Below are 22,240 nucleotides of genomic sequence, written 5' to 3'. Positions count from 1 at the left end.
CCTCAGCCGGGAGTGTGCTCACAATGCTGGTACTGACATTGCCAGGCAGGGTCTTGCGTTACTGCCGTGACCATACTTTGTACAGATCAGTGCATCCTGTTCAGACAGTGGGCGACTGGCAGGTACTGTACTGGGGCTGCCCAGATCAAGTGGACGTGCTGAGCAGCATTATTGGGATACACATTCAGACTCATCAGAGCCCTTAATGACGGGATGGGCGTCTGCGCCTACCGGACTGGCAGAGAGACATTGGTGACCTTATGGAGGTATGGACCTTCCTGACATGCTGTCCCTCCGGTCAGCTGGCCGGGACGGATGATGGGGCTGGATTAAATGTGGTGGATTTGAGCGCAAAAGGGGCTGCCCGCAGGCAGCCCCTTGTGGGCCTTTGGGGCCCGGTCATGGGACCGGGCCGTTCAGGCCGTGTGCTTTGCTGTGTGGCCTTACCACCACTTTGGCTTGGTCAGGGCATCAGCGTAGAGCTTTTCGTACTTGATGCAGGAGTCGGCCCAGCTGAAGCGTACCTTCATGGCATTGCGACGGATGCGGTCCATCTCGACAGGATCCTCAAGGTAGAAGATCAGTGTACGGCGCAGGCAGCTGAGCAGCTCTTCGGAATTAGGGTCCCAGAAGATAAAGCCGTTGCCCTTTTCAGGATCGTTGTCATAGCTGGTTACAGTGTCACGCAGACCACCTACACCACGAACAATAGGGATTGTTCCGTAGGCAAGGGAGTACATCTGATTGAGGCCGCATGGCTCAAATACTGATGGCATGAGGAAGAAGTCAGATGCTGCTTCAATCTTGTGAGCAAGGGCATTATCGTATACAGAGCGGAACACCATCTTGTCAGGGTGACGGGCAGCAATTTCGTGCATCTGACGCTCAAAGTTAGGATCACCTGTACCCTCGATAACGATCTGGACACGGTGTCTTAAGAACTCCTCAAGGATAGGCATGAGAATACCTACACCCTTCTGGTCGGTAAGACGGGCCACCATGCCGTACATAGGATCGTCACCCATTGGCAGACCAAGCTCCTTTTGCAGCAGGTACTTGCCCAGGATCTTCTCCTCAAGGGTATCAAGGTCATAGCGTATGTTCAGATGCTTGTCAGTGGCAGGGTCCCAGTCACTGTAATCACAGCCATTGATGATACCTACCAGATCAGCTGCACGGTTGAGGAAGTTCTGGGTCATACCGTGACCACCAAGGTAGGTGGTCAGCTCGGTGGCATAGCCAGGCGATACTGTAGTGATCTTGTCAGCGTAGAATACGCCGCACTTTAAGAAGTTGATGTAGGTGCCCTGGGAAATCATGTCGTTGTAGACCTGACAGATTTCAGGAACGAGGTAGATCTGACCACGGTCGAAGACACCCTGGAAAGCACCATTGTGCACGGTGATGATAGAGCGGGTGAGATCAAAGAACTTGTCGCCGCCGTATTTGATACGCAGGATCATTGGGGTCAGACCGGCATGCCAGTCGTTACAGTGAACAATGTCCGGCTTGAAGTCCATGGTCTTGGTGGCATCAAGAGAAGCGGCGGCCAGGAATGCATAGCGTTCGCCATTGTCCCAGTAGGCCTGGTTGTTGTCGCCGTAGATGGAAGTGCGGTCAAAGTAGCGAGGGCAGTCGAGCAGCCATACCTCCAGACCGTCACCAATGGTGGTAGAGCGGATATGGTAGTCAATCTGGCGGTCAGTGCCCTTGTTCAGGGAGGATTTGCCAATGACAGGGAAGTTCTCGACACCCTTGATCAGGCTGTAGCATGGCATGATGACACGGACTTTGTGCCCATTGCTCTTAAGCTGTGCTGGCAGAGCCTTAGCTACATCAGCCAGTCCACCAGTCTTAATAACGTCTGCAACTTCTGATGAGATAAATATGATGTTCAAAAAGTCACCTTCCTTGTAATTTCTGCATAAGGAGGCTAATAAAAGCCTGTCATCAACAGCCGGGCTGTTCATCAGGAACAGTCATGGGACAGTCCTGCGTTGACCTTTGTCTGTTTGCCCGGGCACACAGTGCCCTGAAAATCTGTTATCGTGCCCATTATATCAGTACCTATGTCCTGATAATTCTTTTTGATGGTTCTGGGCACATAATTGCGTCACAGCCTGCAACTGCTCAGCTGCCCTCATGGCAGCAGCTGCAGCCGGCAACAGCGCAATACCTGACGCTCGTGCACAAGTTCAATAACGCCGTATGATCACATGCATGTGCACAGGCACATGCGCTCAGGTGCAAAAGCAAGAGCAACTGCACAGTGTCAGCAGGCTGTGCCATTGCCAGAAGCTGCAATACAGATAGCTGCTGAGCATGTCACGAGACTGCATTACGAAAGACCTGTGCAGCATGGCCTGCGTGGCATGACCTGCGCATGTATTCAGGCTGGATGCCCTGCCTTGGGCTGGGCTGGGCTGGGCAGCAGCTGCATTGCAGCTGGCTGCTGAGCATGACCTGAAACTACACTCCGTAAGGAGGTTGCAGCATTGCCAGCAAAGCTACAGCTGACTGATGTGGCATAACCTGCAGCTGTATAGCCTGCGGCTGCTGCGCCTGGAACTGCTGCTATACGCAGTATGGTTGCCCTGTCATTACCATTACCTGTAGTCATGACGGCTGCTGTTTCCAGGTGAGGGCACAGAGCAATTTTGCTGTTTGATCTGACTGTACTGGTCTTTCTGGACTGCAGTGGCCTGGCCAGCCTGGGCTCAGGCTGTGGCTTATGCACAGCTGGATAGTATTCCATGGCTGAGCCACAGGCTAACCACATGCTGGTCTGGTGTTCCGGCTGTCGCTGCCGCCGGGGCTGCCGCTGGAGCAGAGGTACAGGGGTCCCGGACGGACCTCCATGCCTGTGGCTCAGGCCGCCAGGCTGCCTGCCTGGCAGGTCTGGATGCCTGCCTTGCAGGCTGGACTGGCCGGGCTGGCTGGGTGGTTAGTTAAAGCCCAGCTTCATGCCTTTAGGAATAACGATAATGCCACCTGATGAGATGCCTACGCCGCCATTGTCATCAGGATCGATAAGCTTGCGGTCAGCCTCAGGGTCGTAGCCCAGAGTAAAGCCCGGAGCCAGCTCCACACCACGATCAATAATGGCGCGACGGATACGGCATCCCTCACCAATCTTTACATCACCAATAAATACCGACTCCTCAACATCAGCACCGTCCAGTACCTCACAGCGGAAGCCCAGAACACTCTTGCTGATGCGGGCACCCTCAAGATTACAGCCTGCAGAAATCAGTGACTGGGAGACCAGAGACTGGTTGTGAGCAGTATCAGAGAAGTGTGCCGGTGGAAGTGGAGGGTAGAAAGTATGCAGGGCCCACTTGACGTTCATCAGGGAGAAAGGAGCGTTGTCCTTGAGCAGATCCATATGGGCATCCCAGTAGGCATCAATGCTTCCTACATCTCGCCAGTAAACCTCCTTTGGCTCACCGTCGATGACGTTGTTGGACAGGTCATAGACAAAGACATTACCTCTTGGGAACAGCTTTGGAATGATGTCCTTGCCAAAGTCATGGGAGGATGACTGGTCCTCGGCATCTACTCTTAACTCGTTGGCCAGTACCGGAGTACGGAAAATGTAATTACCCATCGATACGAGGCAGTAGCCCGGATCGCCAGGAATCTCCTTTGGTACGGCAGGCTTTTCCTCAAAGCCAATCATACGGCCACTCTGGTCAACCTCAATCACACCGAAGTTGCCGGCACAGTCAGCTGCAGGCAGTCTGATGGCTGATACGGTCAGGTCAGCCTTATTGGCAGAGTGGTAGTTAAGCATCTGACGGATATCCATCTTGTAGATATGGTCAGAGCCGAAGACACAGACATTGTCCGGGTACTGATCTTCAATGAAGGTCAGATTCTGATAGATAGCGTCGGCTGTACCCTGGTACCATTCCTTGCCGGTACGCATCTGGGCCGGAATAGGGTCAATAAAGCAGCCTGGAATACCGGAAACTGTCCAGCCGTTTTTCAGGTGCATGTACAGAGACTGAGACTTGTACTGGGTGATAACAAACAGACGCAGAATGCCTGAGTTAACGAAGTTGTTCAGTACAAAGTCGATAAGTCGGTAGCTTCCGCCAAAAGGTACAGCAGGTTTGGAGCGTGGCTTGGTAAGAGGCATCAGACGGGTGCCCTCGCCACCTGCAAGTATCATTGCCATTACACCGGACATAACAATCCTCCAGAGTAGTACTCAAAAATGACGGTCTTACTGCCGGACAGTCAGTACTGCTGAACACAGACAGTCAGCACTGCAGTACAGATACAGGACACTTTCCGAAGAACACAGAAAGATGCAGAAAGACTGATCAGGACGCACAGCGTCATAACAGCCATGACAGTGAACATACTCACTGCCATGCGGCCATCTGATAGGATAAGAAAAAATGCCCACAGCAAATATGATACAGGGCTCACTTTTGCAATTAAGCGGTACCCTCACAGGCCACATCGGCCCGAAAGTGGGGGCTGCATCTCACTTTGCAACTTTTGTTATCCCATCACCCCTCAGCTCCGTCTGTACTGCGCACAGCTCTGTGGATTACTGATGACCAAGTCCACATCCGGGGATGATGCCCATGGCATGGCAGACAGCCATGACCATGGCAATTGCCATGGCTATGCAAATGGCGGATGACTGAGGTTATGCCAGTGCCCATGCCCATGCCCATGCACATGCCAATTGCAGTGCCAAGCCCCATACCAATACCAGTGCCTGAGGCAATGGCTGAGGGCAATAGCAATGGCTGCGATTACGACTATGGTTATGGCTGTCGCCCTGGCTATGGCGGATGGCAATGACCGGGACTGGGGCTGTTTCAACAGTCAAAAGCAATGTCTAATTACTCTGGCTAAGATTACGGCCAGTGCCTTGACCTGCAGGTCTGCTGGCCTGCAGGTTATGGGAGAAGAGGCAGGCTGGTTATGGTTCTGAGGCGGGATGTGCTTTGAGATCAGGGTGAACTATGAGGCAGGTACAGGTCCGGGAGCTTGTGGGGCCTCAAGATGGGGATTAAAGAGACAGGGCTGATCTGGTGGTTTATCTGAAAGTACAAGATCAGGTATGATAGAGGGTTATTTTCGGTATTATCCGGGTGTTTCTGCCGTCTGGCATTCACATCTGAAGTAGAGACTGCAGCGTTTTATGACGCTGCTGCACTGCATCTGGAGCCGTGACGGCCTGTATCAGCCGGGCCGGCCAGCCTTATTTTTCCGGGATTTTTTTGCTATGAAGAAGTCTATGCTGACTGCCGCTTTAATGGTACCGGCAGCCTTAATGCTTAACGCCTGTCAGGAAGTCTCCTTTGACTCAAACCTCAATCCTCAGAACTTTGTGGAATATGCCAAGCCTTCCCGTGTTGAGGTTTATACCAATGAGAGCATTCTGGAGCATAAGTACCGCTCCCTGGGCCTGGTAACCGGTCTTGCCTGTCAGGAAGATCCTGATGACTTCATTGCCCGTGAAAGCGAGGCCCGCACTGATGCCCGTATTCAGGCAGCTGATATGGGGGCAAACGGTATTATCTTCAACAAGTGCATCCGCCTTGAAAAGACTCAGGCCTGTTACGTATCCGTAACCTGTTATGCCGAGGCTCTGCAGGTAGCCAATGCCAAGGGTGAAATGCCAAAGCGTCCAGCCCCGGTAAAAGTAGAAGAGCCAGCCTTGGCAGCCACCCATGATGCTGGCCAGCAGACCCCTCCAGCCGGTGCTTTCATCCCATCAGGTGAAAGCGAACCAATCGGCGGCCCTGCCGCAGCATACACTGCCCCTGCAGCAAAGCAGGCCTCTGATGCTGCTCAGCCAGCCAGAAAGGCCGCTCAGGCTGCAAAGAACGCTTCAGCTGCATCAGCCGCCCCGGCTCAGGAGGCTGTCCAGAGTGCTCCTCCTGTCCAGCAGGAACGCTTTATCCGTAAGCCTGCATGGGACCGTACCCCAGCTGAGCCAGAGCCTCAGCCACAAAGAGAACGCTTTGGCCGCCGCATCGAGAAGATTGAGCTTTAAGCTCATCCTGGATGCCTCAAAGTCACAGTCAGGGTCAGACAGGCAAGGCAGACCGGCCCTGCAGCCATCCTGCTGTCTGCCTGCTGCGCTCAGCTGCAGCTCAGGCTGACCCGACAGGGTGGAGCAATTAACAGCATGCGCGAATGCTGGTACGTATGAGTGTCGGCACGCAGGCATGAATGCCTTCCCAGGACTGACTTGACTGTCATGCCCTGAAATCAGCTGGCCACAGCTGATATCAGGGCACAGATTTTTGTTCCAGCCCCTCCATGGGGCTGTCAGGGCTCCGGTCTTTACAGGATCGGGGCCCTTTGCGTCATTGAGGGCAACATTTTCCTTATGGAAAGTTCATTTAACATTGAACCGGTGGGCATTATCAGGACTCCTTACGGTCAGAAGTTTGCCGTTCCCCGTCAGCCGGGCCTTGCCCGCAAGGCACACTGCGAAATTGAGCTGCTTCCCCCATACAGTGATCCTCAGGCAGTAACCGGCCTTGAGGGCTTCAGTCACATCCATGTGATCTTTGTATTTGACCGCATACAGGTAGACCGCTTCCGTCCCATGATCAGACCCCCACGCCTTGGTGGTAATACCAGAGTAGGTGTCTTTGCCTCACGCTCTCCTTTCAGACCAAGCCGTCTTGGTCTTTCCGTACTGGAGCTTGACCATATTGAAAACCGCAAAGGACGCACGGTACTGCATGTACTGGGTGCAGACATGGTAGATGGCACCCCTGTACTCGATATCAAACCCTATATCCCATTTGTTGATGCCATAGCCGATGCCCGCAGCGGCTTTGCCCCTGAGCCCCCTGAGCTCAAAGACGTGGTCTTTACCCCACAGGCAGAGTTACGTGCAACCTCCCTCAACCTCGACCGTGAGCTGCTGGTAGAGATACTTTCCCAGGACCCGCGTCCTGCCTACAAGGGAGAGACTGACAGCAAGGAATACTTTGCCCTGCTGCTGGGCCACAACATCAAATTCTGCGTCACCGACAACACCGTAACCGTCCTGGACATCCTCCCACCGGAAACGGCCACCGAACACCTCTAATGCAAAAAGCTGCAAAGCCTGCAAAAACCTGCAGGCACAGCCATGTCAGGCCATGGAAAGGCCCCCATAGATCGGCCTTTTCTTGCCCAGCACGGATACGTCATGGCTCAGCCGGGGAAGTGCATGGGCACGGGGGTGGGTATGGGCAGAGCACCGTTATGCAGGTACATGAGTACGGCCCAGCAGTGCCTGCTGTGGCAGGGCAATGCATAGCAGTCCATGGCAGTGAAGTCGCAGCAATGTAGTGCAGTGCATGGCCTGATCCTGCTCCTGCAGCGTGATGTTCTTCCTTGAGCATTGAGCCTCTTCAGCCGCCATACTTGCATTGTTGTCAGACAAGTGCTCTTTCATAGTCTTGCAGCAAAAGTAAGGCAACATCTGCCAGGTAAGGGAAATGTAAATGTAAGACTTTGCTATGAGCAGTGACTCAATCAGGCTTTAACGTCCTCATTCGGAGGATTGCTCAAGGCAATGAGTTCAAAGCTGTTCTCAAAGTCCAAAGCAACAAGCCCTATAGCTATGCCCTGTGGCGTACTGGTCAATGTCAGAGGTGACCTGAGCCCTGTGCCCCTCCCCGTCTTCTACGGGCATAGAAATACGGTATTACGAGGTTTCAAAATTAATAGAGAGGCTCATTTCATATGACTGCACATGATACTCAGTGCTCACTTCCTGACTGTAGAAGGCAGGTGCTGGTGATACTAAATCAGCCTGACTTGGTGTAAAGTAACTGCTGGACATGGCTTTACCTCTTTTGTTTTTTGAGTATTCTTGCATATGCAAGATTCAGGTAAATAAGCCATGTCTTTCTGTTTTATGAGGAGTGCTCCTTAGCAGGATGGATCACTGCCTGCTCTCTGAAGTCTTAGTAAGCAATCAGTGCCCGTCAGCGCAGTGGCTCTGGACTGAGCCATTTCATGCTGCTGCACAAAGCTGAGCAGCTCCTGCAGCTACCCACATCTGAACGTACCATTCTGTCCCAGTCCATCCAAAAGCACAGGCCCTTTGCCCAGTCCTTGCCTTTGCCCGGCCCTTGCCCTTGTTCTTGCTTTTGCCAATACCCATGATCTGAGCAGATCTGTGGTCACAGCCATGGCAAAGTACTGCACCACCATTTACCCTGCCTGAGTTGAGCTCAATTGGCTGTTCAGGGGGCTACCCGGTACCCTCCCAAGTTGTGGTCCAATTCCGCCATGTACCTTAACGACATGCCTTTTACCGTCACCACCTTAACCTTCATCAGCAGCATAGCAATCATTAGCTGCATCGCAGTCATCACCACCTGCGCCTTATCAGTCCTAAGTGCAGGCTGAATCTCATACTCTTCCTGCTACCGTTCATAATCATAATAAGCAGCAGTGTAAGCGGCCAATACATGCCTCACAGTTGTCATAGGCCAGCATCACCATCTCCAGCAGCATCATCCAGCATCACTGTCGTCTAAATTATCACCATAAGCCAGAATCGCCACTCTACAAATCGTTCTGTCTCTCTGCCCTTGCCACATTCTCCTTTGCGACTGCTGTTACATATCTTTGCAGCAAAAATCATGAAATTCTCTACAAAATTGCAGCAAATGTTCTGCAAAAACTGCAATGAATGTTAACGAGTTGCAAACAAATAGCGGCCTGTTCACTGGCTGATGCGTACTTGTGCCTTATGTGTAGTTATGATGTTAGATGTCACAAATTGCATGGTTTTGCTGCAATATTTATGAAATTCATGCAATAGGCTGCAATCTTTGCATAGACATAGGGCAGTACAATGGGTGTGTCAGAATGCAAGCGGGATTGAGTGCATTGATGAGTGATTTATGAATGCATGAGGGCCTGCAGGCCCTGCAGACAGGGATGTCTGGCTGCTGGGATATCTGGCGGAATGGCTGCAGGTATGCCAGCCTGCGGGCTGGGCTTATTGGCTGCAGGCTGGCAAGGCATGCAATGTTACTGGTTACTGGTTAATGGTAATGCTCCGCACAGGATGGCATGGCCTGCATGGGCATGTCTTAAGGGCTTTTAGCATTACCTCATGCCTGACTGCATCAATAGCTGGTCCATTGCAGGCCCTAACCTGTTTATGGCCATACCACTGGCAGCAGCTTTTTGGCCGTGGACTCTTTATTGGCCGTGGCATCTTTAGGTCAGCTGCTGGTGGTCTGGCTGTGAATGTTATTGATTTGCCATGCCCTGCCATGCCCGGCCATGTGGTCTGGTGGGATGGCTGGGATTTGACCGGGATTTGGCCGGGATGATTTGGGGGCTGATTGTGTTGTGATGGGGCAACGGGTGCGTGCCAGCTCACATAATTGGCATGCGCATGCTGTGGCTGGGGTCCAGGCCTGGCTTTGTGATTATAATGAGGATTCAGACATATTGTTATACAGCCATTTGCGTAGCTGGCTGTTTGATGATAGAGGAATTTCCAGGAGCAAGTAACAGGATGCTGAACATGAGCAAATACAGACATATTCTTTTTGACATCGATGGAACCCTGGTAGATACCTACGAAGCAAACATGCACAGCATCATCGACCTGCTTGATCGCTATATGCCGGGTCATGACCGCACTGTAGAGAACCTTGCCTTTATCTACGGCCTGCCTGGTCCTCAGTGTCTGAAGATTCTTGGTGTACCTGATGAGCTGGTGCCTCAGATTTTAAGCGAGTGGCTGGAGCTGGTGTCAGGCAGAGCACATATGTGCCGTCTTTATGATGGCGTCATTCCCATGCTCGATTACCTCAAGGGACAGGGCTATCACATGGCCGTAGTTACCTCCCGTACCCGTGGCGTCCCAATGGGAGGCCCACTTGGTGATTACATTCCCGGCCCACTGCGTCCTTATCTCAATCATGCTATCTGTGCCAATGATGTAACCAATCCCAAGCCTCATCCTGAGTCCATTGAGCTGTACATGAAGCAGACCGGAGCCAGCCGTGAGGAAATTATCTTCATTGGTGATGCTCATACCGACCTGCAGTGCGCCCGTGATGCCGGAGTGGACTTTGGTCTTGCCGTATGGGGCTATCGTGGCCTTGAGCATCTTTACTGCGACCACTACTTCAAGACTCCATGGGAAGTAGTAAGTATGTTAAGCCGCAGAGAGCAGGGCATGGACCTGGCAGCTCAGATGCACATCTGGGCCAGTGAGATTAATGCCATTGGTCAGATTGGCCTGAGCTACGTTCAGGACCGTTTTGACAGGGAACGCTATGAGCGTCTTATGGACATTGCTGCAGCCATGGCTTCACACTATGTCTTTGAAAAGCAGAGTGTCATCAGAAAGCAGTGGTGCACTGAAGGCTATAAGACTCCTATGCTCGATACCCGTGCTGCGATCTTCGACAATGAGGATCGTATCCTGCTGGTCAAGGAAAAGATGTCAGGCAAGTGGAGCCTGCCAGGTGGCTGGTGTGATGACAACATGACCATCATCTCCAACACCCTCAAGGAAGTCAGAGAAGAGGCCTGCATGGACGTCTTCCCGGTCAAGCTCATTGCCATACAGGACCGCAATGCCCACAACATTCCAAAGCATATCTGCGGCTGCCTGAAGGCCTTTGTCGAATGCAATGCTGGTCCTGGTGAATTTGTCGAAAATATCGAGACCTCAGAGCGTCGCTTCTTTGCCGAAAACGAGCTGCCTCCATTAGATCAGCTGCGCACCTCCACCACCTCACTGGATCAGCTCATGATGTGCTTCCATGCCCACCGTTCCCCAGACTGGAAGCCAGTGGTCGAATAATCCCCAGGCCAGCTGACGGTCCCTCAGCCGCGCAGGCAACTGCCTTTCCCTGCAAGGCATGCGGCCCTGCCTGCTATGCCATGGACAAGCCCTTGCCTGTCAAGGCAAGGGCATGGCCATAACAGTCCCATCCAGACCATGCTTTATCATGGCTGGCCGTGGACTGCACAGCACAGCACAGCCCTGACCAGCCAATATTCCACTTATCCACCTTGCCATGACATAGCCAGTGCATGGCTACGGCAGACAAGATAATATCCCTTGCAAAGACAGCAAATCTCCATAGCCTGGCCATGTCCAGTGCAGGGCTTGCCCTGGCCATGGCCGCTGCATGGCAATTGGGGCCCATGTAATGCCCTGGTGCAGCCATAGAGAACCCCTTACCAGGTAGCAGCATGGCCACGGAGCAGCCAAGGTAGAGCTACGGTATAGCCATGGGATAGCAGTTTAGTTACTCTGGAATAGCTATTTGTTCTCTTTGCCCAGGTCATGCCCAGCAGGCATGGCAGGTAAACTTCAGTCAAGACAACCCTGGGGCCTGCCTTATCCTGTCATTACCAAAGCAGTTGCCTGCAGCAGTTCTGTGCCCATGCTGTGTCAGTATCTGCCGTATGTGCTGCAGCCAGAGCTGCAGACGGCCAGGCAGCCGTACCAGCCTCGGTCACGGGGCTGTCATTGGTCAGGTTAGCATCCGGGGCTGCCTGTCGCAGCAGAAGCAGCAAGGTGTTCCTGCATGGCCAGGGATGAGCTGGGCAGGGCTGAGCTGGGGTGAGCATCAGCTTATGAGTCTTCAGCTTCCTGCCCTTTGATCATGTCATTGTCCCTGCCCCGGGGACGCCAACTGGTCATCAGTCATCTGCCCTTTGACGTCAGCTATGAGTTCACTTGTTCTGAGCTCCCGGCTTTTGTCTCTTTGTTCTTTGGTACAGGCACACTAATGTGCATGAGCATGGCTATGGTAATGGGCTCTGAAGTTAGCTCTGGAAAGAGCTTTGGAATGAGCTCATGTATGATCTCCGCTCCGGGCAAAGGCAAGGTATGGAGATGCCTGGTGGGGCTTAGGTGACTTGGGGCAGTGGGATTTCTGGCCGTAGTCATGGTGCATTATGACGGGTATTGTGGATCATACCGGGGCATAACATCTGTCTGTTACGGCCTGTAAACACAAAACATACAGTAAAGTTCTAGAATATAAGTTCAACACAAGGTGTAAACCCGCCTGAGCTCCGTACCGGTTCCTGATGGTTCGAGGCTGTCTGGAGCTGAAGATGGGGCTGGCCCTGCATGCATGCATGCCTGTATGGCTGACCGTATGGCCAGCCGTGGCCAGGTATGCGGCTTATGCCGTGGCCGGGCTGCCATTGGCCTGGCCGGGCCTGGCAGGCTGGATTATGTGATGCTGTGCCTGCAGGGCAGGTTCTGATATCGTAGAGCTGTCTGATGACAGGCTGCAAACCAATTAGATGAGGATACATAAAATGCGTTTCCTGGTAGATCTGCATACCCACACTGTGGCCAGCGATCATGCTTACAGCACTATCAATGATTATGTCTTACAGGCTCAGAAGTGTGGCATAGCCATGTTTGCCACTACCGACCATGGTCCTGATGTCCCTGATGCCCCTCATCCATGGCACTTTGGCAACCTCAGAGTAATTCCTCATGTGGTGGATAACATTGCAATTTTGCGTGGTGTTGAAGCCAATCTTCGTGCTGACGGCACCATTGACCTTGAAGACTACATTCTTGACCGTCTGGATATTGTTCTGGCCGGTTTCCACCCAAGTCTTGATCCTACTACTGAGGCTGAGCACACCGAGATTGTCAAAAAGGTCATTGCCTCAGGCAAGGTAGATATCATCACCCACCTTGGCAACCCAAGATATCCGGTTAACTTCCGTGAGGTACTTGAGTGTGCCAAAGAGCACAATGTAGCCATTGAGCTCAACTCATCATCTAATGTAAATACCCGCTCAGGCAGTCGTGACAATTGCATAAAGGTAGCTACCCTGGCAAAGGAAATAGGCAATGTCATTGCCCTTGGTTCTGATGCCCATGTCTGCTACTTCCTGGGTAACTTCAAGGAAGCAGAGCAGGTTATTGAGGCAGCCGGTATCTGCTATGACCAGGTTATCAACACCAGCCCAATGAAGGTGCTCGATTTCCTCGAGTCCCGTGGCCGTGAACCAATCAAGTCACTCCACCGCTTCTTTGCTCCATTCTAAGAGCAATCTCAAAGGCATCAGTCAGCAGGCCCTCATGAAGAGCCACGAGCATACATTAAGCAAGCATGCCAGCAGACGGCCTTCCTGGGCACTCTGCCCCAGGCTCCCTGCCTGAATGCAGGCATGTCAGACCAGCTGCAGGCCGCCTTCCAGCCCTGCAGCTGGAGTCACAGCCTGCATGCCTGCCGGCAAGTCTGCCTGCCCAGGCTGTCTGCAGCTGACGGCTGAGGCCCAGGGCCAGCCGCCACTGAGCTCATGCTCAGGGACGGTATCCGGATGACAGCTGCCATACAGCATAAAGCCCCGTGATCGTTTTAATCACGGGGCTTTATGCTTAAATGGGCCTGAGTTTCAGGCTGAACTTTTGAAGCGAGCCTTTGGCTGAGGCCCATGTCAGCCTTTTACGCTGGCCATTAGTCAGTATCTCATTCTGTGCCCGACAATATGCCGTGGCCATTGTTGATTGAATCAAGTGTTGATTTAATCAAATTTTGATTGAATCAAATCCAGTGCAGGGTTGAGCAGTGTAAGGCAGTGTAAGGAACTGAGGTGCATTGCTACGTCATGCAATGCTAAGCTGTCCTGCTCTTTGTTGCGCCTTGCCTGGGCTGGCCTTGCCGTGCCCAGCATGGTTCTGTCAAACGATACGGATTGTATGACGCAGGTATGGTCAGTCAGGTGTGGTCATCAGGTTTAATGATTGATGCTGCCAGGCCGGGCTGGGCCTGGAGCCGGTCTGCTTGGCCTGATGGCTGATGCCACAGAGGCATGATTGAGGTGCCTGGCTTTAGGAGTGTGCTCCCGGGTGCTGTGCACGCAAGGCAGGGGATGGTGTCATAATGCGTGGCGCTATTTGTGGTGTATCACAAAAATACACTTTTTCGGACAGGGCCTGATTTTTATCTATGGGGTAAATCTGTTTCGATAAAATGGCGATCCACTGAAGAGTAAGGCGCTTATCTGAGTAATATTGTCGATATGGGGGATGGGCTTTTCTATTGAGCTTACAGGCGCAATTGATTATCTTGTATTTATACCCCCGGTAATTCCGTCACTTTTGACGGAGTAACCTGCATCAGCTCACTGACAGGACTTACACTTGAGGCGGCCTGTAAGCACAGGCGGCAATGTGTGTATTGGCCATTTTTGTATTGCATTTGACCATGCAGCGCTGCCGACTGGCAGCGAATTTTTCCCGCTCTGGTCAGACCATGGGATATTGAGCTGATTGCTGCACCTTATATCAGGATATCAGGTGAGCACGGCAGGGCGGCAGTGCTGATGAGCACTGCCTGAAGATATATGAGTGCCACTTTTGTTACCGTGCCTGCAGGTACGGTTGCATACGCTGATTTTCAGCAGGCAGTCTGTGGTTTAGTACAGCATATGGACAGGCTGTCGGGGGCAGCTGACTGTGCTGATAATATCCTTTAACAGGTAAGGTCAGGCATGGAACTACATCATTTCAGCCATAACGTGCAGTTATGGAAGATGAATCAAAAGTACGCCCGCCAGATTATGAGACGCCAGGAACCTGAGAAGTTCGGCGACTACACTTTTGTCACCGGGAAAGTAAAGTACCTCAAGGAGGTACAGAGCCTGCACTCCCAGCTCTTCCGTGTGCCAATGCTCAACTGGCTTGTGTGGCTGTACCGCTTCCGTTCTCCGGAGCTGGTTTCACTGGTCCTGGATAAGGAAAACAAGGTGGTAGGCTATGAGTGCTTTATGCTCAATGAGGGTGAAATCGAGCACCATATCCTGCATTCACTGTACGTAGGTGTGCATCCATCCCTGCAGGGTCAGGGTATTGCTACTGCTCTGCGCCGCTGGTCTATTGCCTCCTACGACTTTGGCAATCTCAATGCCCTGTCTACTGTCGCCGACATGAATGACATCAGAGCCCTGCGCTCAGCCCAGAAGGCAGGCTACGGCATTGAAAAGCAGGCCCTGAAGCCGCCTGGTCACTATCTGGTCAGACATCTGACCATTGCCCGCTAAGCAAGGCAGGACAGCGCAGCGCACCTGTGCGCTGCTCATTCCAGCCAGTGGCAGGGGGCATTGTGCACCCCAGCACCAGCGCCGCAGTGCTGCGCACTCACGGACTGCACAGTCCACAACTGTTGCACAGGGCACAGCAGGGCATACTCTGCCCCAGGGCGCACAGACGCCCCTGGGGCTCCATACAGCCCCTACAGCAAGGCCTGTCCATTTGGACAGGCCTTGCACGTTCTTGAGGCCATGAAGCCGCTACAGCGAAGCTATGAGCCTCTATACGTCCCTGTTTACAGCTTATGTGACAGCTCATTACCTGGACAGCATCTGTCGTCACTTCATGACATGCTCTGCAAAAGGCCTGCAGCGATAAGCTGATGGGCCTCTCAGCAGTTTCTCAAGGACTGTCTGCAGCCTCTAAGAGCAACGGATAGTGATAGAGCGGCTGGATGTGCCTGGGGCTTAGCAGGTGTCTGTAGCCCTGTCTGAGGCTTTGGGTGCAGCCTTAACCATAGCTGTTACTGTATCCGCATCCATAGTTGTGCCGGGGATAGCCCGATCTGCTGGAGTATACGGGACGTTATGGTACAGGACGGTCAGTTAGGCAGGACAGGATAAGCGGGCATAAGAGATGGCTGTATGGCCTTGCATTGGACTGCTCATAAGCTGGAGGGATCATGGCTTTGCCTTGCAAGGAGGCCCACTCCAGCCCATCCTGTCAGTCAGCCATCCAGACAGCAAGACAGACAGTCAGTCATACAGAAACTCAGACCGCAGCTCAGACCGTAACTCAGGCCTGTCCTGGTTCATTTCGGTCAAAAACTGGTGTTTGTTCGCAGCACATATGAAAAAAGCGCCACTGCCGAAAGGCAGGGCGCTTTTTTCATGCTGCAAAGTTCAGCCGGGTCTTACTTGGCGACCTTCTTGAACTTGAGGCGGTGAGGCTGAGCTTCTTCACCCAGCTCCTTCTTCTTCCAGGCTTCGTACTCAGTGTAGTTGCCCTCAAAGAAGCGTACCTTGCCCTCATCACCGTAGTCCAGGATGTGGGTGGCAATACGGTCGAGGAACCAGCGATCGTGGGAAATAACCATAGCTGAGCCTGGGAACTCCAGTAAGGCGTTCTCAAGGGCACGCAGGGTTTCAACGTCCAGATCGTTGGTAGGCTCGTCCAGCAGCAGGAGGTTGCCGCCAACCTGCAGCAGCTTGGCCAGCTGCAGACGGCCACGCTCACCACCGGAGAGATCGCCTACGCGCTTCTGCTGATCGGTGCTTCTGAAGTTGAAGCGACCGATGTAAGCACGGGATGGGATCTCGTAGGAACCGATACGCAGAATGTCCTGACCGTGGGAAATTTCCTCGAAGACAGTGTTGTCGTCGTTCATTTCGTCACGGAACTGCTCAACGTAGGCTGTTACTACAGTGTCGCCCAGCTTGATCTCACCTGAATCAGGCTTCTCAAGACCGGTGATCATGCGGAACAGAGTGGACTTACCGGCACCGTTAGGACCGATGATACCCACGATGGAGCCCTTTGGCAGAGTGAAGGACAGATCGTCGATCAGCACCTGGCCGTCATAGGCCTTGCAGAGGTTCTTAACCTCCAGTACGGAATCACCTAAACGTGGGCCAGGTGGAATGTACAGCTCGTTGGTTTCGTTACGACGCTGGTACTCAACAGAGGACAGCTCTTCAAAACGTGCCATACGGGCCTTGGACTTGGCCTGACGGCCACGGGCACCCTGACGGACCCACTCAAGCTCGCGCTCGATGGAGCGGCGACGGGCACTTTCGGTGTTCTCTTCGATCTGCAGACGCTGATCCTTCTGCTCCAGCCAGCTGGAGTAGTTACCCTGCCATGGGATACCCTCGCCACGGTCAAGCTCCAGAATCCAGCCTGCAACGTTATCCAGGAAGTAACGATCGTGGGTAACGGCTACTACTGTACCTGGATACTGGTGGAGGAACTGCTCAAGCCAGTCAACAGACTCGGCGTCCAGGTGGTTGGTAGGCTCATCGAGCAGCAGCATGTCAGGACGCTCAAGGAGCAGACGGCACAGAGCAACACGACGGCGCTCACCACCGGAGAGAACCTTGATCTGACGGCTGAAGTCAGGAAGACGTAAGGCATCGGCAGCACGGTCAATCTGGTTGTCCAGATTGTGGCCGTCGTGAGCCTGAATGATGGCCTCAAGCTCAGCCTGCTCTTTGGCAAGAGCGTCGAAGTCTGCGTTTTCATCTGCATAGGCAGCGTAGACTTCATCAAGGCGGGTCAGGGCACGGTTAACCTCACCAAAAGCCTCCTGAATGACTTCCTTAACAGTCTTTTCAGGATCGAGCTTAGGCTCCTGAGGCAGATAGCCAATCTTGATACCTGGTTGTGGACGGGCCTCGCCTTCATAGTCCTGGTCAACACCAGCCATGATCTTAATCAGGGTGGATTTACCGGCACCATTCAGACCTAATACGCCGATCTTTGCGCCCGGGAAGAAAGACAGAGAAATGTTATTTAAGATTTGTCTCTTTGGGGGCACAATCTTGCCCACACGATTCATAGTAAAAATGAATTGAGCCATATCATCCTCATTAAAAAAGATTGGCTTAATTATAACAACATAGGATTATTTATCCATGCAGCCGGGCTTTTATATGCCTGCCTCCCTCCAGGCCCACGCAATCACGCCCTTACCACCAGAGAAGCAACCGCCAAAACCACGCAGGCACGCAACACTTAAGGACCATATCGCCACCAGAGGTGGCTGAGGCTGCCAGAGCCGGTACATGCAGTGCTACAGCGCTTACCACCTGACAGGGCACAACAGAAGCCAACAGACAAGCAAAGTACACCGAAAGAACTGCAGAAGTTCAGGAAAACTGCCGCACCAGATGATGTCGCATCATATGCGACATCATCTGGTCTATGTGTAACTTCCAGAATAGGGGAGTGAGCAAAATACGCCATACAGATGAACTCGATAGCCACCTAAAGAAATTCCAGCAGCCTGCAAAAAAGCCCTCTGCTCGAGTGAACAGAGGGCTTTTAAATAATGATAGAGATTGAAGTAGTCTGATAAAGGACTGCCAAAGGTGGCTTTTAGCCTAACAGGGACAGGCCCAGCTGAGGACGGGTGTTAGCCTGCATCAGCATTGAGGTTGCGGCCTGCTGAATAATGGACTGCTGGGAAAGGTTGGCAGACTCTTCGGCGAAGTCCGCGTCACGAATTCTGCTGCGGGCATCAGCCTGATTGGCGGAGACATTTGCCTGGTTGCGGATGGAGCTTTCCAGTCTGTTTTGTAAAGCGCCCAGATCTGCTCTCTGGCCGTCCACTGCACCAATAAGCTTGTCAATGTTAGCTAAAAGCTTGTCTGCAAGCTCAGCTGTACTAATCTTTACTGCTGAGTTAGTTTTGTCATAAAACTCATCAGCATTGTTAAGACCTGCAGTCTTAGCAATTACGGAAAAGCGCATTGAAGTAACTGAAAATTCGATAGTATCGCCCTTGTTGGCGCCTACCTGAAGTGTGAGCTTGCCTGTGTCTTTATTCTGATTGTTGTCCTTTCCATAGATTGCATTGTCATTGGCACCATCAAGAATAGTCTTACCGGCAAACTTGGTCTGAGCGGCGATTCGGTTAATCTCTTTGGTAAGAGCACTGGCTTCCTTGTACAGGGCAGCACGGTCTTCTGCTGTGTTAGTGCCGTTACGGGACTGTACAGCAAGGGTACGAATCTTCTGGAGCATGCCAGTGACTTCGTCCATTGCGCCTTCAATGGTCTGAGCAAGGGCAATACCGTCAGAGGCATTGCGGTTACCCTGGTTGAGGCCGTTAACCTGAGTGGTCAGTCTGCTGCTGATTTGTAAGCCTGCGGCATCGTCTTTGGCACTGTTAATTCTCAGTCCTGACGAGAGTCTCTGGTAGGTCGTAGTCAGCTGATTCTGGACATTATTAAGATATCTGCGGCCATTCAGAGAGCTGATATTGGTATTTACGTATACAGCCATGGTTGCACCTTTTGATGAAAATCTTGAGAGAGAGACAAATACCACTAAAATGGAGGCCCTAAGTTCGTAAGCCTCCATAAAATATTAGCGGTAATCGTTTAGCCCAGGAGGGACAGACCCAGCTGTGGACGGGTATTGGCCTGCATAAGCATGGAGGCGGCAGCCTGCTGAATAATGGACTGCTGGGAGAGGTTTGCAGATTCTTCGGCAAAGTCTGCGTCACGAATTCTGCTACGGGCATCAGCCTGATTGGCAGAGACATTTGCCTGGTTTCTAATGGAGCTTTCCAGTCTATTTTGTAAAGCGCCAAGGTCGGCTCTCTGGCTGTCTACCTGACCGATTATCTTGTCAATACTAGCTAAAAGCTTGTCTGCAAGCTCTGCGGTACTAATCTTTACTGCTGACTTAGCCTTGTCGTAGAACTCCTGAATACCTTGGTCGGTTAAGCCTGCGTTCTTAGCAATAACAGAAAAACGCATTGCATTAACTTGAAATTCGATAGTGTCACCCTTATTGGCACCCACCTGAAGAGTAAGTTTACCTACAGGATCGTTCTGATTGCCCTTAGTATAGAGCGAGTCGTTATTTGCGCCATCGAGAATTGTCTTACCGGCAAATTTGGTCTGGCCAGCTATACGGTTAATCTCTTGGGTAAGAGCGTTTGCTTCTTTGTACAGGGCAGCACGGTCTTCAGCGGTGTTGGTGCCATTACGGGACTGTACAGCAAGGGTACGAATCTTCTGGAGCATGCCAGTGACTTCGTCCATTGCGCCTTCAATGGTCTGAGCAAGGGCAATACCGTCAGAGGCATTGCGGTTACCCTGGTTGAGTCCGTTAACCTGAGTCGTCAGTCTGCTGCTGATTTGTAAGCCAGCGGCATCGTCCTTGGCACTGTTAATTCTCAGGCCTGACGAGAGTCTTTGGTAGGTCGTAGTCAGCTGATTCTGGACATTATTAAGATATCTGCGGCCATTCAGAGAGCTGATATTGGTATTTACGTATACAGCCATGGTTGCACCTTTTGATGAAAATATTGAGAGAGACAAATACCACTAAAATGGAGGCCCTAAGTTCGTAAGCCTCCATGGAAATATAAGCGGTAATCGTTTAGCCCAGGAGGGACAGACCCAGCTGTGGACGGGTATTAGCCTGCATGAGCATAGAGGTGGCAGCCTGCTGAATAATGGACTGCTGGGAAAGGTTTGCTGATTCTTCGGCGAAGTCTGCGTCACGAATTCTGCTGCGGGCATCAGCCTGGTTTGCAGAGACGTTTGCCTGGTTACGAATGGAGCTCTCCAATCTGTTTTGGATAGCGCCTAGCCCTGCACGTGAGCTATCAACAGATCCGATCATCTGATCAAGAATTGATATTGCGGAATCGATGTTATCAGCCTTAGTGAAGCTAATGAAAGCAGGATTATTGTTTTGGCCTTTACTCCAAAACTTGTTCAGATCAGTAGCCTGGACACCGACAGCAACGGCAATCTGAGAGAACTTCATTGCATTCACTTCGAAGCTGATGGTGTCGCCTTTATTAGCGCCTACCTGCAAAGTAAGCTTACCAATTTCATCTTTTGTGGTATTTCCAGTGCCGCCCTTGGTCATAATGGAGTTAGCGCCAGCTCCGTCAAGAATGAGAGAACCACCAAACTTTGTCTGTTTGGCAATACGTGTAATCTCCTGCGCCAGAGCAGTAGCTTCTTTACCGAGAGCCTTACGGTCATCAAGAGTATTGGTGCCGTTACGAGCCTGCACAGCCAGAGTACGGATCTTCTGCAGCATGCCGGTGATTTCGTCCATGGCGCCTTCAGCTGTCTGGGCAAAGGCTACACCGTCAGAGGCATTGCGGTTACCCTGGTTGAGACCGTTGATCTGAGTTGTAAGTCTGCTGCTGATTTGTAAGCCTGCTGCGTCGTCTTTGGCGCTGTTAATTCTCAGGCCTGACGAGAGTCTCTGGTAGGTCGTAGTCAGCTGATTCTGGACATTGTTGAGATAGCGGCGTCCGTTCAGGGAGCTTACGTTTGTATTTACGTACACAGCCATAGTTTCACCATTAAGAAGACAATATAAGAGAGATTCTGATAGCTAAAATGGAGGCCCTAAGTTCGTAAGCCTCCATAGAAATATTAGCGGTAATCGATTAGCCAAGGAGGGACAGGCCCAGCTGCGGACGTGTGTTAGCCTGCATGAGCATGGAGGCGGCAGCCTGCTGAATAATGGACTGCTGCGAAAGGTTGGCGGATTCTTCAGCGAAGTCAGCGTCGCGAATTCTGCTGCGGGCATCGGCCTGGTTTGCAGAGACGTTTGCCTGGTTTCTAATGGAGCTCTCCAATCTGTTTTGGATAGCGCCTAGGCCGGCACGGGTTGCATCAACTGCACCGATCATCTTATCGAGGGATGCAATTGCTATATCGACATTTTCAACCTTAGTGAACGTAATAGATGGTTGAGTAGGATTCTGGCCTTGTGCCTTGCCTGCAGTCCAAAACTTCTCCAGGTCGTTTGTCTTATCAAGTCCTGCTTGTGAGGCAATCTGAGAGAACTTCATTCCGTAGATTTCAAAATCGATGATGTCACCCTTATTAGCTCCTACCTGAAGAGTCAGCTTACCGATTTCATTTTTACCTGCATTACCACCACCCTTGGTCAGTAAGCCTGCAGCGCCATCCAGAATCTGTCCACCAGCAAACTTGGTCTGTTGAGCAATACGGGTTACTTCTTGAGCAAGAGCAGTGGCTTCTTTACCAAGTGCCTTACGGTCATCAAGAGTGTTGGTGCCGTTACGAGCCTGTACAGCCAGAGTACGAATCTTCTGGAGCATGCCAGTGATTTCGTCCATAGCACCTTCAGCGGTCTGGGCAAAGGCTACACCGTCAGAGGCATTGCGGTTACCCTGGTTGAGGCCGTTGATCTGAGTTGTGAGCCTGCTGCTGATTTGTAAGCCAGCGGCATCGTCTTTGGCACTGTTAATTCTCAGGCCAGACGAGAGTCTCTGGTAGGTCGTAGTGAGCTGATTCTGGACATTATTGAGATACCTGCGACCGTTCAGGGAGCTTACGTTTGTATTGACGTACACTGCCATATTGCTAACCTCTTGCTATCATATTTTCACTAACATGCTTGCTACAATCTCAAGGTATGCATAGGACTAAACTCTCTCCCTGAGATAATCACATTGATCAACGTCATAAACCCTGACAAATTCAA

At 52.0% G+C, this 22,240-nt stretch carries 13 protein-coding genes; 5 read left to right on the top strand and 8 right to left on the bottom strand.

What is annotated here, in order from left to right; genetic code table 11:
* Positions 1 to 443: 443 nt before the first annotated feature.
* Both glgA and glgC read right to left on the bottom strand, forming a co-directional pair.
* Positions 444 to 1,898, bottom strand: coding sequence for a glycogen synthase GlgA (gene glgA, locus MXE41_RS06440; RefSeq protein WP_247099904.1), 1,455 nt, complete (start codon positions 1,896 to 1,898; stop codon positions 444 to 446).
* Between the two features lie 1,046 nt (positions 1,899 to 2,944).
* Positions 2,945 to 4,192: a glucose-1-phosphate adenylyltransferase gene (gene glgC, locus MXE41_RS06435; RefSeq protein WP_348647417.1), complete on the bottom strand. Its 1,248-nt coding sequence runs from the start codon at positions 4,190 to 4,192 to the stop codon at positions 2,945 to 2,947.
* Between the two features lie 1,056 nt (positions 4,193 to 5,248).
* On the opposite strand from glgC, the gene rcsF reads away from it, so the two are divergent.
* Both rcsF and tsaA read left to right on the top strand, forming a co-directional pair.
* Entirely contained in the window at positions 5,249 to 6,022 is a 774-nt protein-coding gene (rcsF, locus tag MXE41_RS06430) for an Rcs stress response system protein RcsF (RefSeq protein WP_247099902.1), read from the top strand.
* 339 nt (positions 6,023 to 6,361) lie between these two features.
* A complete protein-coding gene (gene tsaA, locus MXE41_RS06425; protein ID WP_246978963.1) occupies positions 6,362 to 7,075 on the top strand; it encodes a tRNA (N6-threonylcarbamoyladenosine(37)-N6)-methyltransferase TrmO in 714 nt (237 codons plus the stop codon).
* 603 nt (positions 7,076 to 7,678) lie between these two features.
* On the opposite strand, the gene MXE41_RS06420 is transcribed toward tsaA, so the two are convergent.
* Complete coding sequence (locus tag MXE41_RS06420) at positions 7,679 to 7,852, bottom strand: hypothetical protein (RefSeq protein ID WP_247099901.1); 174 nt, start codon at positions 7,850 to 7,852, stop codon at positions 7,679 to 7,681.
* 1,671 nt (positions 7,853 to 9,523) lie between these two features.
* On the opposite strand from MXE41_RS06420, the gene MXE41_RS06415 reads away from it, so the two are divergent.
* The 3 genes from MXE41_RS06415 (at position 9,524) to MXE41_RS06405 (ending at position 15,039) form a co-directional block, all read left to right on the top strand.
* Entirely contained in the window at positions 9,524 to 10,816 is a 1,293-nt protein-coding gene (locus MXE41_RS06415; protein WP_246979070.1) for an NUDIX hydrolase N-terminal domain-containing protein, read from the top strand.
* 1,478 nt (positions 10,817 to 12,294) lie between these two features.
* The gene (locus MXE41_RS06410; protein ID WP_246978938.1) at positions 12,295 to 13,041 is read left to right on the top strand and encodes a phosphatase; all 747 of its coding nucleotides are present in this window, start codon (positions 12,295 to 12,297) and stop codon (positions 13,039 to 13,041) included.
* 1,491 nt (positions 13,042 to 14,532) lie between these two features.
* Complete coding sequence (locus MXE41_RS06405) at positions 14,533 to 15,039, top strand: GNAT family N-acetyltransferase (RefSeq protein ID WP_247099900.1); 507 nt, start codon at positions 14,533 to 14,535, stop codon at positions 15,037 to 15,039.
* Positions 15,040 to 15,941: 902 nt separating this feature from the next.
* Here the strand turns inward: MXE41_RS06405 and ettA are convergent.
* The 5 genes from ettA to MXE41_RS06380 form a co-directional block, all read right to left on the bottom strand.
* Positions 15,942 to 17,606: an energy-dependent translational throttle protein EttA gene (gene ettA / locus MXE41_RS06400; RefSeq protein ID WP_246978940.1), complete on the bottom strand. Its 1,665-nt coding sequence runs from the start codon at positions 17,604 to 17,606 to the stop codon at positions 15,942 to 15,944.
* Positions 17,607 to 18,124: 518 nt separating this feature from the next.
* Complete coding sequence (locus tag MXE41_RS06395) at positions 18,125 to 19,033, bottom strand: flagellin (RefSeq protein WP_247099899.1); 909 nt, start codon at positions 19,031 to 19,033, stop codon at positions 18,125 to 18,127.
* A gap of 98 nt (positions 19,034 to 19,131) precedes the next feature.
* Positions 19,132 to 20,043 carry a flagellin gene (locus tag MXE41_RS06390; protein ID WP_247099898.1) on the bottom strand — a complete coding sequence of 304 codons (912 nt, stop codon included), beginning with the start codon at positions 20,041 to 20,043 and terminating at the stop codon, positions 19,132 to 19,134.
* A gap of 97 nt (positions 20,044 to 20,140) precedes the next feature.
* Positions 20,141 to 21,076: a flagellin gene (locus MXE41_RS06385; protein ID WP_247099897.1), complete on the bottom strand. Its 936-nt coding sequence runs from the start codon at positions 21,074 to 21,076 to the stop codon at positions 20,141 to 20,143.
* 97 nt (positions 21,077 to 21,173) lie between these two features.
* Positions 21,174 to 22,115: a flagellin gene (locus MXE41_RS06380; RefSeq protein WP_247099896.1), complete on the bottom strand. Its 942-nt coding sequence runs from the start codon at positions 22,113 to 22,115 to the stop codon at positions 21,174 to 21,176.
* Positions 22,116 to 22,240: the final 125 nt, after the last annotated feature.

The organism is Anaerobiospirillum sp. NML120449 (assembly GCF_023051105.1).
Classification (GTDB): Bacteria; Pseudomonadota; Gammaproteobacteria; order Enterobacterales; family Succinivibrionaceae; genus Anaerobiospirillum.
Note: the sequence above shows the minus strand (reverse complement) of the source record. Positions and strands in the feature narration are given on the sequence as shown.

What these genes read in the sequence shown, in the direction of transcription:
- glgC (WP_348647417.1), bottom strand. Translation starts at nt 4,192, where the DNA reads ATGTCCGGTGTAATGGCAATGATACTTGCAGGTGGCGAGGGCACCCGT.
- MXE41_RS06405 (WP_247099900.1), top strand. Translation starts at nt 14,533, where the DNA reads ATGAATCAAAAGTACGCCCGCCAGATTATGAGACGCCAGGAACCTGAG.
- ettA (WP_246978940.1), bottom strand. Translation starts at nt 17,606, where the DNA reads ATGGCTCAATTCATTTTTACTATGAATCGTGTGGGCAAGATTGTGCCC.
- MXE41_RS06385 (WP_247099897.1), bottom strand. Translation starts at nt 21,076, where the DNA reads ATGGCTGTGTACGTAAATACAAACGTAAGCTCCCTGAACGGACGCCGC.
- MXE41_RS06390 (WP_247099898.1), bottom strand. Translation starts at nt 20,043, where the DNA reads ATGGCTGTATACGTAAATACCAATATCAGCTCTCTGAATGGCCGCAGA.
- MXE41_RS06420 (WP_247099901.1), bottom strand. Translation starts at nt 7,852, where the DNA reads ATGCAAGAATACTCAAAAAACAAAAGAGGTAAAGCCATGTCCAGCAGT.
- MXE41_RS06415 (WP_246979070.1), top strand. Translation starts at nt 9,524, where the DNA reads ATGAGCAAATACAGACATATTCTTTTTGACATCGATGGAACCCTGGTA.
- MXE41_RS06395 (WP_247099899.1), bottom strand. Translation starts at nt 19,033, where the DNA reads ATGGCTGTATACGTAAATACCAATATCAGCTCTCTGAATGGCCGCAGA.
- MXE41_RS06380 (WP_247099896.1), bottom strand. Translation starts at nt 22,115, where the DNA reads ATGGCAGTGTACGTCAATACAAACGTAAGCTCCCTGAACGGTCGCAGG.
- rcsF (WP_247099902.1), top strand. Translation starts at nt 5,249, where the DNA reads ATGAAGAAGTCTATGCTGACTGCCGCTTTAATGGTACCGGCAGCCTTA.
- MXE41_RS06410 (WP_246978938.1), top strand. Translation starts at nt 12,295, where the DNA reads ATGCGTTTCCTGGTAGATCTGCATACCCACACTGTGGCCAGCGATCAT.
- tsaA (WP_246978963.1), top strand. Translation starts at nt 6,362, where the DNA reads ATGGAAAGTTCATTTAACATTGAACCGGTGGGCATTATCAGGACTCCT.